The organism is Kitasatospora sp. NPDC096077, assembly GCF_040303245.1.
Taxonomy (GTDB): domain Bacteria; phylum Actinomycetota; class Actinomycetes; order Streptomycetales; family Streptomycetaceae; genus Kitasatospora.
Genome location: NZ_JBEOSV010000037.1, coordinates 1 through 15,693, shown reverse-complemented (window position 1 = coordinate 15,693; position 15,693 = coordinate 1). Strand labels below are relative to the sequence as shown.

13 protein-coding genes are annotated in these 15,693 nt (G+C 74.8%); 9 read left to right on the top strand and 4 right to left on the bottom strand.

Annotated features, from left to right (window positions below; translation table 11 throughout):
• The first annotated feature begins 113 nt into the window (after window positions 1–113).
• The 3 genes from hppD to ABTZ03_RS27360 all read left to right on the top strand — a co-directional run bounded on the left by hppD (window position 114) and on the right by ABTZ03_RS27360 (window position 3,681).
• Entirely contained in the window at window positions 114–1,244 is a 1,131-nt protein-coding gene (gene hppD / locus ABTZ03_RS27370) for a 4-hydroxyphenylpyruvate dioxygenase (protein ID WP_350515740.1), read from the top strand.
• A complete protein-coding gene (locus ABTZ03_RS27365; RefSeq protein ID WP_350515739.1) occupies window positions 1,241–2,371 on the top strand; it encodes an alpha-hydroxy acid oxidase in 1,131 nt (376 codons plus the stop codon). The genes hppD and ABTZ03_RS27365 overlap by 4 nt, the downstream gene beginning before the upstream one ends.
• Window positions 2,372–2,451: 80 nt before the next feature.
• Entirely contained in the window at window positions 2,452–3,681 is a 1,230-nt protein-coding gene (locus tag ABTZ03_RS27360) for an aminotransferase-like domain-containing protein (protein WP_502894599.1), read from the top strand.
• Window positions 3,682–3,724: 43 nt separating this feature from the next.
• On the opposite strand, the gene ABTZ03_RS27355 is transcribed toward ABTZ03_RS27360, so the two are convergent.
• Window positions 3,725–4,591, bottom strand: coding sequence for a PhzF family phenazine biosynthesis protein (locus tag ABTZ03_RS27355; protein WP_350515737.1), 867 nt, complete (start codon window positions 4,589–4,591; stop codon window positions 3,725–3,727).
• A gap of 65 nt (window positions 4,592–4,656) precedes the next feature.
• Complete coding sequence (locus ABTZ03_RS27350; protein ID WP_350515736.1) at window positions 4,657–5,751, bottom strand: DUF5937 family protein; 1,095 nt, start codon at window positions 5,749–5,751, stop codon at window positions 4,657–4,659.
• 101 nt (window positions 5,752–5,852) lie between these two features.
• Between ABTZ03_RS27350 and ABTZ03_RS27345 the strand changes: the two genes are divergently transcribed.
• Both ABTZ03_RS27345 and ABTZ03_RS27340 read left to right on the top strand, forming a co-directional pair.
• Window positions 5,853–7,157, top strand: a complete 1,305-nt coding sequence (locus tag ABTZ03_RS27345; protein WP_350515735.1) for an MFS transporter — start codon at window positions 5,853–5,855, stop codon at window positions 7,155–7,157.
• A gap of 7 nt (window positions 7,158–7,164) precedes the next feature.
• On the top strand, window positions 7,165–7,323 hold the full coding sequence (locus ABTZ03_RS27340) for a hypothetical protein (protein ID WP_350515790.1): 159 nt from the start codon (window positions 7,165–7,167) through the stop codon (window positions 7,321–7,323).
• Between the two features lie 93 nt (window positions 7,324–7,416).
• On the opposite strand, the gene ABTZ03_RS27335 is transcribed toward ABTZ03_RS27340, so the two are convergent.
• Entirely contained in the window at window positions 7,417–10,881 is a 3,465-nt protein-coding gene (locus ABTZ03_RS27335; RefSeq protein WP_350515734.1) for a SpaA isopeptide-forming pilin-related protein, read from the bottom strand.
• 314 nt (window positions 10,882–11,195) lie between these two features.
• Between ABTZ03_RS27335 and ABTZ03_RS27330 the strand changes: the two genes are divergently transcribed.
• From ABTZ03_RS27330 to ABTZ03_RS27315, 4 genes are all read left to right on the top strand, one after another.
• On the top strand, window positions 11,196–11,999 hold the full coding sequence (locus ABTZ03_RS27330; RefSeq protein ID WP_350515733.1) for an MBL fold metallo-hydrolase: 804 nt from the start codon (window positions 11,196–11,198) through the stop codon (window positions 11,997–11,999).
• A gap of 7 nt (window positions 12,000–12,006) precedes the next feature.
• The gene (locus ABTZ03_RS27325) at window positions 12,007–12,438 is read left to right on the top strand and encodes a nuclear transport factor 2 family protein (RefSeq protein WP_350515732.1); all 432 of its coding nucleotides are present in this window, start codon (window positions 12,007–12,009) and stop codon (window positions 12,436–12,438) included.
• Window positions 12,439–12,614: 176 nt separating this feature from the next.
• Window positions 12,615–13,847 carry an NAD(P)/FAD-dependent oxidoreductase gene (locus ABTZ03_RS27320; protein WP_350515731.1) on the top strand — a complete coding sequence of 411 codons (1,233 nt, stop codon included), beginning with the start codon at window positions 12,615–12,617 and terminating at the stop codon, window positions 13,845–13,847.
• Window positions 13,848–13,969: 122 nt separating this feature from the next.
• Window positions 13,970–14,386, top strand: coding sequence for a DUF3592 domain-containing protein (locus tag ABTZ03_RS27315; protein ID WP_350515730.1), 417 nt, complete (start codon window positions 13,970–13,972; stop codon window positions 14,384–14,386).
• A gap of 41 nt (window positions 14,387–14,427) precedes the next feature.
• Here ABTZ03_RS27315 and ABTZ03_RS27310 read toward each other — a convergent pair whose 3' ends face one another.
• The gene (locus tag ABTZ03_RS27310) at window positions 14,428–15,450 is read right to left on the bottom strand and encodes a hypothetical protein (RefSeq protein WP_350515729.1); all 1,023 of its coding nucleotides are present in this window, start codon (window positions 15,448–15,450) and stop codon (window positions 14,428–14,430) included.
• Window positions 15,451–15,693 lie beyond the last annotated feature (243 nt).

The following is a 15,693-nucleotide window of genomic DNA, read 5'->3' as shown; positions in this document are numbered from 1 at the left end:
CCCGCCCACACGCCCCACGCTCCACGTCACCGGCCCGCCCCGGCGGCGGCCCTGCCGCACCGCACCGCCGCCGGGGCGGGCCTCCGCGCACTCCTCACGAGAGAGCCCCTCAGATGCCCGACCGTTCCTCTCCCGAGTCCCAGACCGAGACCCAGACGCAGACCGACCCCACCGTCCCCCTCGAACTCACCCTGGACCACGTCGAGTTCTACGTGGCCGACCTCGCCGCCGAGATCGCCCGGCTGACCGAGGAGTACGGCTTCGAGCTGCTCGTCCCGCCCACCGAGCGCGGCGAGAGCGCCGAGCGCTGCGCCTCGGCCCTGCTCGGCCAGGCCGCCGTCCGGCTGCTGCTCACCCAGCCGCTGGCCGCCGGCCACCCCGCCGCCGGCTACCTGGCCCGCCACGACGACGGCGTGGCCGCGCTGGCCCTGCGGGTGCCGGACGCCACCGCCGCCTACCGGGCGCTGACCGGGCGGGGCGCCGCCGGACTGCGCCCGCCGCAGGCCGCGGACGGCTGCGTCACCGCCGTGGTGGGCGCCTTCGGCGACGTGGTGCACACCCTGATCGAGCGGGGCCCGGACGTCCCCGCCGACCGGATCCCCGGCCTGCCCGACGCCGCCGAGCCGACCGGCGCGGAGTCGGTGGGCCTGCGCACCGTGGACCACTTCGCGGTCTGCGTCCCCTCCGGCGACCTGCGCGACACCGTCCGGCACTACTGCGAGGTCTTCGGCTTCCGGATGGTCTTCGAGGAGCGGATCGAGGTCGGCGCGCTCGGCATGGACTCGATGGTCGTGCAGAGCCCCGACCACAGCGTCACCCTCACCCTGATCGAGCCGCTCACCCCGGACGCCGGCGGCCAGATCGCCTCCTTCCTGGCCGACCACGACGGCGCCGGGGTGCAGCACGTCGCCTTCTCCTCCGAGGACGCCGTCCACTCCGTCTCCACCATGGCCGCCCGCGGCGTGCCGTTCCTGCGCACCCCGGGCGCCTACTTCGACGCGCTGCCCGCCCGACTCACCCCGCTGCGGCACTCCCTGGACGAACTGCGCGACCTCAACCTGCTGGTCGACCAGGACCACGACGGCCAGCTGTTCCAGATCTTCACCCGCTCCCGGCACCCGCGCGGCACCTTCTTCTTCGAGGTGATCGAGCGCATCCGGGCCCGCAACTTCGGCAGCAACAACATCCGCGCCCTCTACGAGGCCGTCGAACTCCAGCGCAACGCCAGCGAAGTGGCCAGATGAGCACACCTACCCTGACGGATCGTCATCTCCCGCTCTCCGTGGCCGAGTACGCCGAACCGGCCCGGGCGGCACTGGCCCCCGAGGTCTGGGACTGGCTGGCCGGCGGCGCCGAGCAGGAACGCACCCTGGCCGCCAACCGGGCGGCCTTCGACCGGACGGCCGTGGTGCCCCGGGTGCTCACGGACGTCTCCACCCGCACCACCGCCACCACCCTGGTGCGCAGCCGCGCGGCCCTGCCGGTCGCGGTGGCGCCGATCGCCTACCACCGGCTGTTCCACCCCGAGGGCGAGCTCGCCTCGGCCCGGGCGGCCGCCGCCGCGGGGGTGCCGTTCACCGTCGGCACGCTCAGCAGCGTCGGCTTCGAGGAACTGGCGGCGACCGGGGCGACGCTCTGGTTCCAGCTGTACTGGCTGCGCGACCGGGGCCGGCTGCTGGACCTGGTCGCGGCGGCCGAGGCGGCCGGCAGCGAGTGCCTGGTGGTCACCGCCGACGTGCCGTACATGGGACGCCGACTGCGCGACGCCCGCAACGCCTTCGCGCTGCCCGGGCACGTCCGGGCGGCACTGCTGGACGGCGGCGCCGCCGGGCGGGCGCACCGGGCCGCCGCCGAGGAGTCGGCGGTGGCCGCGCACACCGCCGAGCTGCTCTCCCCCGCCGTCACCTGGGCGGACCTCGCCTGGCTGCGCGAGCACACCGAACTGCCGCTGGTGGTCAAGGGCGTGCTCGACCCGGCGGACGCGCTGCGGGCCGCCGGGCTGGGCGCCGCCGGTGTGGTGGTCTCCAACCACGGCGGCCGCCAACTCGACCGGGCCGTCCCCTCGTTGACCGCCCTGCCGGCCGTCGCCGAGGCGCTCGCCGGGCGGGACTGCCAGGTGCTGCTGGACAGCGGGGTGCGCGGCGGCTCCGACGTGCTCACCGCACTGGCCCTCGGCGCCTCCGGGGTGCTGCTGGGCCGCCCGCTGATCTGGGGCCTGGCGGCGGACGGCGAACCGGGCTGCACCCGGGTGCTGGAGCTGCTGGCCGCCGAACTGCGGCACGCCCTCGGCCTGGCCGGCTGCGCCGACCCGGCCGCCGCCGCCGAACTGCGCACCACCCCGCTGCCCTGCCCCGCCTGGAGTGCCCCGTGACCGCCACCGCCCCGCCGCACGACCTGCACCTGACCGACCTGCACCTCGCCGATCTGCACCCCTCGCTCGCCGACCCGGCGATGACCTCGATGAACCTGCTCAACGAGATCTCCATCCGCTACCCGCAGGCGGTCTCCTTCGCGGCCGGCCGCCCGGCCGAGCAGTTCTTCGAGCTGGCGGCCGTCCACCGCCACCTGGACCGCTACGTCGGACACCTGCGCGCCGAGCGCGGGCTGTCCGAGGAGGCGGCCCGGCGCCAACTGCTCCAGTACGGGCGGACCAAGGGGATCATCCACGAACTGATCGCCGAGTACCTCGCGGTGGACGAGGACATCGAGGTGCCCGCCGAGTCGATCGTGGTGACGGTCGGCTGCCAGGAGGCGATGTTCCTGACGCTCCGGGCGCTGCGCCGCGGCCCCGAGGACGTGCTGCTGGCCGTCTCGCCCACCTACGTCGGGCTGACCGGCGCCGCCCTGCTGGCGGACCTGCCGGTGCGCCCGGTGGCCGACGGCCCGGACGGGCTGGACCTCGCCGACCTGCGCCGGCAGCTGGCCGCCGCCCGGGCCGAGGGGCTGCGGCCGCGCGCCCTCTACCTGGTGCCGGACGTGGCCAACCCGAGCGGTGCCAGCCTGCCGCTGGAACTGCGCCGGGAACTGCTGGCGGTGGCCGCCGAGGAGGACTTCCTGATCCTGGAGGACAACCCGTACGGCGTGTTCGCGGGCGAGCAGCGGCTGCCCTCGCTCAAGGCGCTGGACACCGCGCGCCGGGTGGTCCACCTCGGCTCCTTCGCCAAGACCGCCCTGCCCGGCGCCCGGGTCGGGTACGTGGTGGCGGACCAGCTGGTCGCGGACGGCGCGGGCGGCACCGCGCTGCTGGCCGACCTGCTCGGCATGATCAAGAGCATGACCACGGTGAACACCTCCCCGATCGCCCAGGCGGTGATCGGCGGGGCGCTGCTGGAGCACGGCTTCCGCCTGCGGGCCGCCAACTCCGAGGTCGCCGCGCTCTACCGGCGCAACCTCGCGCTGGTGCTGGACGGCCTGGCCCGGCGCTTCCCGCCCGGCGGCGGGGTGAGCTGGAACGAGCCGCGCGGCGGGTTCTTCCTGGTGCTCACGGTGCCGTGCGTGGTGGACGACGCGCTGCTGGAGCTCTCGGCCTCGCGGTACGGGGTGATCTGGACGCCGATGTGCCACTTCCACCCGGGCGCGGGCGGGGAGCGTCAACTGCGGCTCTCGGTCAGCCAGGTCGACCCGGCGACCGTGGACCGGGGGCTGGACGGCCTGGCCGCCCTGATCGCCGACCGGTCCTGAAGCCGTTCCGGGGGGCTCCGGCCAGGCCGGAGCCCCCCTTCCGTCAGACGATCGCCACCGCCGTGCCGGAGACCCGCACCCGGGTGTCCGCCGCGCTCAGCTCCACCCGCAGCACGCCCGGGCGGCCGAGGTCCTCGCCCTGGTGCAGCGTCAGCACGGTCGGGGCCGTCGCCTCGCCCAGCTCGCGCAGGTACGCGCCGAAGGCGGCCGCGGCCGCGCCGGTGGCCGGGTCCTCGACCACGCCCCCGACCGGGAACGGGTCGCGGACGTGGAAGACCTCGGGGGCCTCCCGCCAGACCAGTTGCAGGGTGACCAGGTCGCGGGCACGGGTGAAGGCCGCCAGGCCGTCGAAGTCGTAGTCCAGCCGGGCCAGTCGGGAACGGGTGCCCGCGGCCAGCACCAGGTGCCGGGCGCCGGCGTAGGCGATCCGCGGCGGCAGGGCCGGGTCCAGGTCCCCGTCCGTCCAGCCGAGCAGCGCGAGCGCCTCCGCGACGTCCGCCGCCGACACCTCCTCGACCTTCGGCTCGACGCTGGTGAGCGTCGCGCGCAGGCCGTCGGCGCCCCGCTCGACCTCGACCGGGACGTCCCCGGCGGCCGTTTCGAACAGGTACCGCCCGGGGCCGATCCGGTCGGCCAGCGCGACGGCCGAGGCCACGGTCGCGTGCCCGCAGAACGGCACCTCGGTGAGCGGGCTGAAGTACCGCACGCGGTAGGCGCCCTGGGCACTCCCGGGGGCCAGGAAGGCGGTCTCGGAGTACCCGACCTCCGCGGCGATCGCGAGCATCCGCTGCTCGGTCAGCCCGGTGGCGTCGAGCACCACGCCCGCCGGGTTGCCGCCCTCGGGGCGGATCGCGAAGGCGGCGTAGCGGAGGATCTCGGGGGCGGTGGTCTCAGGAGCGTCGTCGGTCATGACCGGACGAACGTGTTCCCGGCGATCACTGTTCCCGGTGGCCCCACCGTTCGCGGCGCGCCGGGTCAGCGCAGCACCGCCTCCAGGAAGTCCGAGCCCAGCCGGGCACTGCCCGACAGGTCCAGCTGGTAGAGCATGTACCGCCCGCGCCGCTCGGTGATCAGCAGCCCGGCCTTGCGCAGCACGGCCAGGTGGCGGGACACCTCGGGAGCGCTCAGCTGCCAGGCGGCGGCCAGTTCGCCGGTGGTGTGCGGGCCGCGGGCGATGGTGCGGGCCAGCCGCAGCCGGATCGGGTGGGCCAGCGCCTCCAGTCGCTGCTGCACCAGCGCGAGCGAGACGGGCTCGGACGGCCCGGCCTCGGCGACGGGGTACTGCAGCACCGGCCGCCAGCCCCGGGCGTGCACCACCAGCAGGTGCGGGCGGCCGAAGACGGTCGGGATGAAGGTGACGCCCCCGCCGTCCGTCCCGCTGGTGGTGCTGTCCTGCAGCTTGTCGATGACGATCCGCCGCCGGCCGCCGTCCTCCTCCAGGGCGACGGCCGGGGAGACCGCGGCGATCGCCCCGGCCAGCCCGTGCCGGGCGTGCAGGTCGGCCTTCCGGCGGGCGTCCGCCGCGAGGTCCGGCAGGACGCGCTGCCAGGCGTCGGCGAAGAACGCGGCCTGGCAGTCCTCCAGCATCCGCCGGACCAGGGCCCGGACGGCGGGCGGGTCGGCGAGCAGCCGGTCCGCGAAGGCGGCCTGCCGGGGGCCGCGGGCCGTCGCGAGGTCGCGGGCCCGCTCGTTCGCGGCGGGGTCGGTGAGCGGGGAGCCCAGCCGGCGGGAGAACCGGGCGGAGCCGCAAGTGGTGATCAGGGCCCCGCGGACGTACAGCTCGTCGTCGATCCGGTCGATGGCGTCGAGCTCCTCGGCGAGGGTGCCCCCGGGCAGGCCGGGCGCCAGGAAGTCGGCCCGCGAGGAGCGCCAGAGGAAGTCGGCCTCGGACAGCCGCTCCGCCAGCTCGGGCGGGATGCGGGTGGTGGTGCCGGCCGCCCAGCCGTGCAGCGCCGGGTGGTGCGCGGGCTCGGCGAGCACGTGCAGCATGGCGTTCAGCTCGGCGAGCGGGGAGGGGGTGAAGAGCACGCGCTCCTCGGGCAGTCCGGTGATGTCGATGGTCACGCTCACGGCTGCGATCCTGCCACCCCCTGCCACCGGCTCCACCGTGGATTGACGCTGATCGTCAATCCACGGGACACCCGTCCCCGCCCGGGCGGACGGTACCGGCCATGAGCCTGATCCGGGAGAAGTCCGTCCACGACCGCACCGCCGACCCCGCCCGCACCGCTGCTTCCGACAACCGTACCGACAACCGCACCGCCGCCCGCACCGGCCCCGCCGCCCTGCTGGGCCTGCTCACCGCGGCCGGCGGCCCCCGGTACGCGACGGCGCTCGTCGTCGACGCGGTGGGCGGCGGCCTGCTGCGCCCGTTCCTGCTGCTGTACGGCATCGGGGTGCTGCACCTGCGCGCCGGGGCGGTCGGCCTGGCCCTGTCGGCCGGTATGGTGGCCGGCCTGCTGGTGGTGCCGCTGACCGGCCGCTGGATCGACCGCGGGGCCCGCACCCTGCCCGCCGCCGTCACCCTGGTGCTGCGGGCGGCGGGCGCGTTCACCCTGCTGGCGGCCGACGGCCTGCCGCTGTTCGCCGCGGCCGCCGTGCTGTTCGGCACCGGCAGCCAGTCCTGGCCGACCACCCACACCGCCGTGGTGAGCACGCTGACCGCGGGCCGGCTGCGGGACGCCGCGCTGGCCGCCGGGCGGTCGCTGCGCAACGCGGGCATGGGCGCGGGTGCGCTGCTGGCGACGGTGGCGGTGGCGAGCGGGCCGCAGGTGATCCGGGCGCTGGCCGGGGTGACGGCGGTGACCTGCCTGGTCGCCGCCGCGCTGGTGGCGTCGCTGCGGGTGCGGGCGCCGCAGCGGGTGGTCGAGCAGGCCCGGGCCGCCGGGCCGACCGGGGAGCCGCTGCGCCGGATCACCCTGCTGAGCCTGGCCAATCTGCCGTACGCGTTCTGCGCCGACGTGCTGGAGGTGGCGCTGCCCGCGCTGCTGGTGCTCCGGCTGCACGCCTCGCCGGCCTGGTCCTCGGGCGTGTTCGTGGGCAACACGGTGCTGGTGATCGCGCTCCAGCTGGCGCTGGTGCTGCGGCTGGCGAAGCGCTCCCGGCGCGCGGTGCTCGCGAGTGCCGGCGTCGTGCTGAGCGTCTCCTACCTGGGCTTCTGGGCCGCCGGGTCGCTGGGCGGCACCCCGGGGGCGGTGGGCGTCGCGGCGGTGGCCGTGCTGTACACGCTGGGCGAGATCCTCTACACCGGCTCCGGTCCGGCCCTGGTGGCGGCCTCCGCCCCGCCGCACCTGCTCGGCCGGGCGGTGGCCCGCTGGGAGCTGTCGACGGGCGTGGGCCGGGCGGCCGCACCGGCGGCGCTGACGGCCCTACTGGCCGTGGGGCCGGGAACGCTGTGGGGCGTGCTCGCGGCGGCCACGGCGATCGGCGCGGCGGCGGTGCTGCGGCTGGGACCGGTGGAGCAGCCGCACGGGTGACGATGGGATGACCCGCGGTGGCCGGCACGGCGAGACCTGGTGGCACGTCTTCCACGCCTCCTGGTCCACCTTCCGCGCCGCCGGCTTCTCCCCCTCCGGCCGCACCCTCGCGGTGGCCACCAGCAGCGACCTCACCCTCTGGACCCGCTCCCGGCCCGGGAGTTGACCACCGGGCCGGTCACGACGGTGGCCGGAGGCGCCGTTGTCGGCTCCTCCGGCCACGTCATCGGTTCAGGCGCTCAGGCCCGGGGACGGTCGGTCAGACCCGCGCCCCGTGCTGACCGGTGGCCGCCGAGGGGCTGGCGCCCCCATTGGCGCTGTCGTCGGGCTGGGTGCCCCACTGGTGGCCGGGCGGCTCGCACGGCTCCGGCGGGCACGGCTCCGGCGGACAGGGCACCGGCGGGCACTTGCTGTCCTGGACCGTGATCTCCACGCACGGGCAGTCCGGGGTCAGCTCGACGGTGCTCACCGCGTTCTCCGGCAGCTCGTAGCCGGGCGGCGCGAAGACCTCCTGCCAGTAGTAGGTGCCCAGCGGCAGGTTGTCCGCCGAGCAGACGCCCGACACGCCGGTGACGCAGATCGGGCCGACCATCGTGTCGGGGTTGGCACCCGTGGTCTGCAACCCGGGCACGCCGTTGGTCTCCCGCCACAGCTGGAACACCGCGCCCGCCAGCGGCCGGCCCGTGTCCGCGTCGACCTTCGTCACCGAGGTCGAACCGGTCTGGACGGCCGTCTTCTTGTCCTTGACCGTCACCGGGACGGTCTGCCCGTTGGTGTCCAGCACCACGGTCGTGACCGGCTGGGCCGGCAGGTCGTAGCCCGCCGGAGCGGCGGTCTCCTGCCAGTAGTACGTGCCCAGCGGCAGGCTCTGCGCCGAGCAGACCCCGTCCGCGCCCGTGGTGCAGGGCGCACCGACGGCGGTGTCGGGGTTGGCACCGGTGGTCTGCAGCCCCGGCACCCCGTTGGTCTCGTGCCACAGCTGGAACACCGCACCCGCCAGCGGCTGGCCCGTGTCCGCGTCGACCTTCGTCACCGAGGTCGAACCGGTCGGCGCCACCGACTTGGTGTCCTGCACGGTGACCGGCACGTTCTGCCCGTTGGCGTCGATGACCACGGTCGTCACCGGCTGCGCGGGCAGGTCATAGCCGGGCGGGGCCGCCGTCTCCTGCCAGTAGTAGGTGCCCAGCGGCAGGTTGTCCGCCGAGCAGACCCCGGTGTCGGCGGTGGTGCAGGGCGCACCGACGGCCGTGTCGGGGTTGGCGCCGGTGGTCTGCAGCCCCGGCACCCCGTTGGTCTCGTGCCACAGCTGGAACACCGCACCCGCCAGCGGCTGACCGGTGGCCGCGTCGACCTTGGTCACCGAGGTGGAGCCGGTCGGCGCCACCGACTTGGTGTCCTGGACGGTGACCGGCACGTTCTGCCCGTTGGTGTCCAGCACCACCGTCGTGACCGGCTGGGCCGGCAGGTCGTAGCCCGCCGGGGCGGCGGTCTCCTGCCAGTAGTACGTCCCCAGCGGCAGGCCGTCGGCCGAGCAGACGCCCGAGGCGGGCGTGGTGCAGGGCGACCCGACCGCCGTGTCCGGGTTCGTCCCGGTGGTCTGCAGCCCGGGCACGCCGTTGGTCTCCCGCCACAGCTGGAAGACGGCACCCGCCAGCGGCTGACCGGTGGCGGAGTCGACCTTGGTCACCGAGGTGGAGCCGGTCGGCGCGACGGTCTGGGTGTCCTGGACGGTCACCGGGACGGTCTGCCCGTTGGTGTCCAGCACCACGGTGGTCACGTTCAGGTCGGGCAGCTCGTAGCCGTTGGGCGCCGAGACCTCCTGCCAGTAGTACGTGCCCAGCGGCAGGCCCTGCGCCGAGCAGACCCCGTCCGCGCCGGTGGTGCAGGGCGACCCGACCGCGGTGTCCGGGTTGGCCCCGGTGGTCTGGAGGCCGGGGACGCCGTTGGTCTCCCGCCACAGCTGGAACACCGCGCCCGCCAGCGGCTGGCCGGTCGCGGAGTCGACCTTGGTGACGGTGGTGGAGGCGGTCGGGGCCGCCGTCCTGGTGTCGGCGACGGTCACCGCGACGGTCTGCCCGTTGGTGTCCAGCACCACCTCGGTCACGTTGAGCGCCGGCAGGTCGTACCCGGCGGGCGCCGCGGTCTCCTGCCAGTAGTAGGTGCCCAGCGGCAGGTCGGTCGCGGTGCAGACGCCCGAGGCGGGCGTGGTGCAGGGGGCGCCGACCGCGGTGTCCGGGTTGGCCCCGGTGGTCTGCAGGCCGGGGACGCCGTTGGTCTCCCGCCACAGCTGGAACACCGCGCCCGCCAACGGCGCCGAGGTGGCCGAGTCGATCTTCTTCACGGCGGTCGACGCGGTCTCGACCACCGGACTCTTGGTGTCGGCGACGGTGACCGGGACGGTCTGCCCGTTGGTGTCCAGCACCACCGTGGTGACCGGCTGGGCCGGCAGGTCGTAGCCCGGCGGGGCGGTGGTCTCCTGCCAGTAGTAGGTGCCCAGCGGCAGGTCGCCCACCGAGCAGAGGCCGTCCGCGCCGGTGGTGCAGGGGGCGCCGACCTTGGTGTCCGGGGTGGTGCCCGTGGTCTGCAGGCCGGGGACGCCGTTGGTCTCCCGCCACAGCTGGAACACCGCGCCCGCCAGCGGCTGGCCGGTCGCGGAGTCGACCTTGGTCACGCTGGTCGCGGCGGTCGGGGCCGGCGGGTTGCCGCAGTCGGGCAGGTCACCGTTGAAGGGGTAGGCGTGGAACTCGGTGCCGGTCATGCCGCCACCGGAGTTGTGCAGCAGCGAACCGGTGGTGAAGAACCGTCCGTTCAGGCCGGGCAGGTTCATCGTGCTGGTGCTGGCCGGGTTGCCGACCAGCACGCTGCCCTGGAACTGCCCGGAGCCGGTGAGGGTGACGGTCGCCGCGGTCGGGAAGTTCCACAGCAGCCGGGGGCGCAGCTGGTTCCACGGGTCGCTGTCGTCGAGGCTGCCGCTGTAGGTGTTGATGGTGCGGGCGCCGCCGACCATGTTGACCAGCACGGTGGCGTTCGCGGGGATGTTGGCGAAGGCCACGCCCTGGGCGCCGCCGCCGTTGCCGGCGATGTCGAAGTCGACGTTGAAGACCTGGAGCGCGGAGCTGCCGTCGCCGGTGAACAGGGTCTGGTAGCCCTGGTTGACGGCGGTCCCGGTGGGCGGGCGGGGCGTGCCGACCCCGGCGTAGCACGCACTGGCCGTCTGCAGCTGCCCGCGCAGCGGCGCGTAGGCGGCCACCGCCTGGGCGTCCTGGGTCTGGGTGCCGGTGATGGTGCCGGAGGCCGTGCCCGCGTAGCGGACGACGCCGCCTTCCGCCAGCAGCCGCTGGCCGGAGGCGATCGTGACGTTGCCCCCGGCGGTGAGGAAGTCCGCGCCGTCCGGCGGGGGGACGCGCGAGCCGACGCCGACGATGCCGATGTTGTAGACGGAGCTGACGCCGGCGGCCTTGTTCTGCGAGAAGTTGCCGAGGGTGACCACGTGTCCCTCGGCCTCGGCGGCCGAGCCGCCGACGTTGAAGTCGCCGCCGACGAAGATGTTCACCCCGGCGTCGCGGCCGGTGAAGGCGCCGTTGTTGACCGGGGGGAAGGTCGCCGGGCAGTCCGCGCCCAGGCAGGGCCCGAGCCCGCCCGGTAGCCCGGCGGCCGCGGCCGGTGTCGCGGCGACGAATGACATGGCGAAGGGGACGAGCGTCAGGGCGAGGGCGGAACTCATCGCCCTGCCCAGTCGGCGTCTCCAGGGGACGGCTGCTGCCGTCGGTCTTGGTGCGGGTTTCACCGCGGTCCTCTCATGACGTGAACACGATGGGGCCCTGGAAGTCTTCTGGGGCGGTGCCCGGAGCGTCCGCGACGCGCACGCGGTGTCCTCCGGGCACAGCCCGGACTGCACCCGATCGGCGGCACCCGCGACGCCCCGGCCCGGCGACCGGGCGCTCCCGGCCCGGCCGCCCGCGCTCCGGATGCGGCCGCCCGGCCCAGCACGGATGCTGGCGACGAGGCGTGCCCGGCCCCGAGGAAGGACTCCGCAGCATGAGCGCTCTCGACTTCGAGATCATCGACGCCCCCGACAGCTCGCTGAACAAGACCGCCGTCCTGGTCACCGGACCGCACGACGCCCTGCTGGTGGACGCCGGGTTCACCCGCTCCGACGGGCGCCGCCTGGTCGAGCGGGTGCGCGCCACCGGCAAGCGGCTGACCACGGTCTTCGTCAGCCACGGCGACCCGGACTTCTACTTCGGCGCCCAGGAGGTCCAGGACGCCTTCCCCGAGGCCCGCTTCCTGGCCACCGCCTCGACCGTCGCGCACATCCAGGAGACCTACGAGGCCAAGCTGCGCGCCTGGGCGCACCTCGGCTCCGAGCTGCCCACCCGACTGGTCCGGCCCGAGCCGCTGCACGGGGACGAGATCGTCTTCGAGGGCCACCGGTTCGAGCTGCGCGGCGCCGACTTCCACCTCCCCGACCGGCAGTACCTGTGGCAGCACCACCACCGCGCGCTGCTCGGCGGGGTGCTGCTCTTCGAGGGCCTGCACGTGTGGACCGCCGACACCCCCACCGCCGCCCAACGTGCCGCCTGGATCGACCTGTTGGACGGCATGGAGGCGCTCCACCCGACCTGGGTGGCGGCCGGCCACCGGATCGCCGGCGCCCCCACCGACCTGAACGCGATCGACCACACCCGCGCCTACCTGCGCGCCTTCGAGACGGAGCTGGGCCGAGCCGCGAACGCGGACGCCGCCCGGGAGGCGCTGGAGCGGCGCTTCCCGGAGCTGGGGCTGCGGATCGCGGTGGACATCGGCACCAAGGTCGCCATGGGCGAGCTGGTGTGGGGGTGAGCGGCCGATGATCGAGATCCCCCACGACGTCGCCGCCTTCGCCGAGTCCGGCGCCCCCGCCGACGTGGTCCGCCGCCAGTACCTGGCCTCCGCCCGGGGCGACCTGGCCGCGCTGCGCGCCACCCTCGCCGAGGACGTCGAGTGGACCGAGATGGCCGGCTTCCCGCTGGCCGGCACCTACCGCACCCCGAAGGGCGTCACCGCCAACGTCATGGAGCGCCTCGCCGAGGAGTGGGACCACTGGACGGCGCACGACGACCGCTATGTGGTGGACGGCGAGAACGTGGTGGTGCTGGCCCGCTACACGGCCGTCCACAAGGCCACCGGGAAGCCGCTCGCGGTCCGGGTCGCCCACCACTTCACGGTGCGCGGCGGCCGGATCGTCCGCTTCGAGCAGTTCACCGACACCGCGCTGGTCCGGGACGCGATGACCGGCTGAACCGCACCGCCCGCGGCACGCCGTCCGCACCGTCCGCACCGTGCCGCCCGCACCTTCCGCACCACCGTTCACTCGAACGGGCGAGCATGGTGCGGCACGCCCGGCGCGGTCTCGACACCCCACCCCGACGACGGCAGGCTGACCCCTGGTCTTCCACGGAGCGCGAGGAGTTGGGCATGTCAGGCAGCGAGCGGCCGATCGTGATCGTCGGGGCCTCCCTGGGCGGCGCCAAGGCGGCCGAGGCCCTGCGCGGGGCCGGGTACCGGGGCGGCATCGTCCTGATCGGTGAGGAGCACGAACTCCCGTACGAGCGGCCCCCGCTGTCCAAGGGCTACCTGCTCGGCAAGGAGGCCCGGGAGAAGATCTACGTCCACCCGCCGCAGTGGTACGCGGAGAACGACGTCACGCTGCGGCTGGGCACCGCGGTGACCGCGATCGACCCCGCCCGGCACACCGTCACGCTCGCCGACGACGGCGAAGTGGCCTACCACAAACTGCTGTTGACCACCGGCTCGGTGCCGCGCCGACTGCCGGTGCCGGGCGCGGACCAGGACGGCGTGCACTATCTGCGCCGGGTCGAGGACAGCGAGCGAATCAAGGCCGCGCTGCGCCCGGGCGCCCGGATCGCGGTGGTCGGCGCGGGCTGGATCGGCCTGGAGGTGGCGGCCGCGGCCCGGACGGCGGGCGCCGAGGTGACGGTGCTGGAGTCGCTGGAGCTGCCGCTGCTGCGGGTGCTCGGCCCGGAGGTCGCCCAGGTCTTCGCCGACCTGCACCGCGCCCACGGCGTCGACCTGCGCCTCGGCGTCCGGGTCACCGAACTGACCGGCGCCGACGGCACGGTGACCGGGGTGCGGCTCGGCGACGGCAGCGAGGTGCCGGCCGACGCGGTGGTGGTCGGCATCGGCATCTCCCCCGCCACCGCCCTGGCCGAGGCCGCCGGACTGGACGTCGACAACGGCGTCCGGACCGACCAGCACCTGCGCACCTCCGACCCGGACGTGTACGCGGCCGGCGACGTCGCCAGCGCCTTCCACCCGCTGCTCGACCGGCACATCCGGGTCGAGCACTGGGCCAACGCCCTCAACCAGCCGCAGACCGCCGCCCGCGCCATGCTCGGGCAGCCGGACGCCGTCTACGACCGGCTCCCGTACTTCTTCTCGGACCAGTACGACGCCGGGCTGGAGTACGTCGGCTACGTCGAGCCCGGCGGCTACGACCGGGTGGTGTTCCGCGGCGACGTGGCCGGCCGCGAGTTCATCGCCTTCTGGCTCTCCGGCGGCCGGGTGCTCGCCGGGATGAACGTCAACGTCTGGGACGTCGTCGACCCGATCCGCGAACTGGTCCGCTCGGGGCGGGAGGTGGACGTCGCGGCGCTGGCCGACCCGAAGGTCCCGCTCGACCGGGTCTGAGGCGCGCCGGCAGCCGGTCGTCCCGCCCCGGGCCGCAGCGCACACCGCCGGGCCGGTGCGGGATACTGGGGTCTCGGGGGATTCCCGGGCTTGTCGGGTACGGTCGGGCTGGGAGGCGCGCGGTGGGCGGGACGGCCGGGTTCGCCGTGGTGGTGTTCGGTGCGCTGGGCGGCGTGGTCGCCTACCTCGCCGGAGTGGTCGGGCTGCGCGACCTCCGGCGGATGCGCCGGGTCGGGGTGCCGGCGCAGGCCCTGGTGCGGGCCCGCGTCCCCGCGCCGGAGGACCGGGCGCTGCCGCCGCGGCCGCTGCTGCAGTTCGAGACCGAGGACGGCCGGGTGGTCGAGGTGTTCTCCCCGGTGCCGTCGACCACCCGCCATCCGCTGCCCGACGGCGGGTACGTCCCGGTCCGCTACGACCCGGCCGACCCCCGGCAGGTCGTGGTCGAGGGCCGGGAGCGCCGCCTGCTGGAGTACGCCTTCGCGGCGCTGGGGCTGCTGATGGTGCTGGTCGCGATCACCCTCGGCGCCACCGTGCTCTGATCCGCGCCCCGAGATCAGCGCTCCGCGATCGGCGATCCGCGCTACGCCGACGCCGTGAACTCGGCCCAGCGGTAGCGCTCGGAGGTGGCGTGCCAGTGGACGTACCCCTGGAGGTAGCGGAGCACGTGCGGGCGCTGCCGGGCGTCCGCGGCGGCCAGGATCCGGCGGTGGGCGGTCTCGGCCCGGTCGAAGGTGTACGCGTAGGCGTCCAGTCGGCTCAGGCCGCCCTGGACGGCCCGCCGGTGGATGCTGTTGGAGGTGAACTCGCCGTTCAGCACCTCCTTGTAGCAGGACATCAGGTCGTTGACCAGGTTCAGGTAGTCGACCCAGAACCGCAGCGTGGCGCCCCAGTACCGGAGGTTGGGGACGAAGTCGAGGCAGTCGTACGCCACCGCCGCCACGGTCGCGTAGAACTCGCAGAAGCCGGAGCGCTGCCGGGTGTACTCAGTGTCGATGCCGTCCGAGACATCGGTGCCGAAGCCCGACTCCAGGACCACCCCGATGAACGACTGGTAGTAGAACTCTTTGTGCAGGCCGAGGAGTTCGGGTGAACAGTACCGGGCCAGCGCATTGAAGGAGTGCTCGGTGTAGACCGACGGCGGGTGCAGGGCGCTGTCCAGGGCGGCCCGGCTGTGCCGCGGGTGGACCGCACCGCGCAGCATCACGGCGCCCAGCGCCCGGTGCGCGTCGACCTCGCTCCGGCCGCAGGCGTCGTCGACGATCAGCGGGACCAGGCAGTCCCGGGTGAGGGCGAGCCCCAGCTCGGGGTCCTCGACCGGGATCATCAACTGCCGGTAGGCGGCCATGATCTCGACGTAGGCCCGGTCGTGGCGGATCCCGAAGGTGGCGAGCTCGGCGGTGAGGAACTCGGCTTCGGCCCGCACGTGTGCGGGATCCGTGCCGGGGACGTAACCGTCCGCCCACGCCTCCAGCCGCCGCGGGTATCCGGCCCGGACGACCTCGCGCAGGAACTCGCCCTGGTCGGCGTCCCGGGCCGAGCGGTGGAGCCTGGCCGCCGAGGTGCCGGGGCCGGTCGGCCCGTGGGGGATCGCGGTGGGTTCCATGGCCCCCAGCGTAGCCAGCGGTTCCTGAGGATTCGTCAACAGTCCACCGTACGACCGGAATCATCCGGTGGATTCCGGCCTCTCCGGCGCAGCGCCCGCTCGCCCGGCCGTCCCCCGGCGCTCCCGGACGGGCCGCCGGACAGGACCGGGGCGTGTCTGACAATTCGCGTCGGATCAGCGCGCGGCGTCGGGGTGCGTGCATCGCAAGGCGGAGGAGGGAGTCCATGCGGAGCATCGGCGACC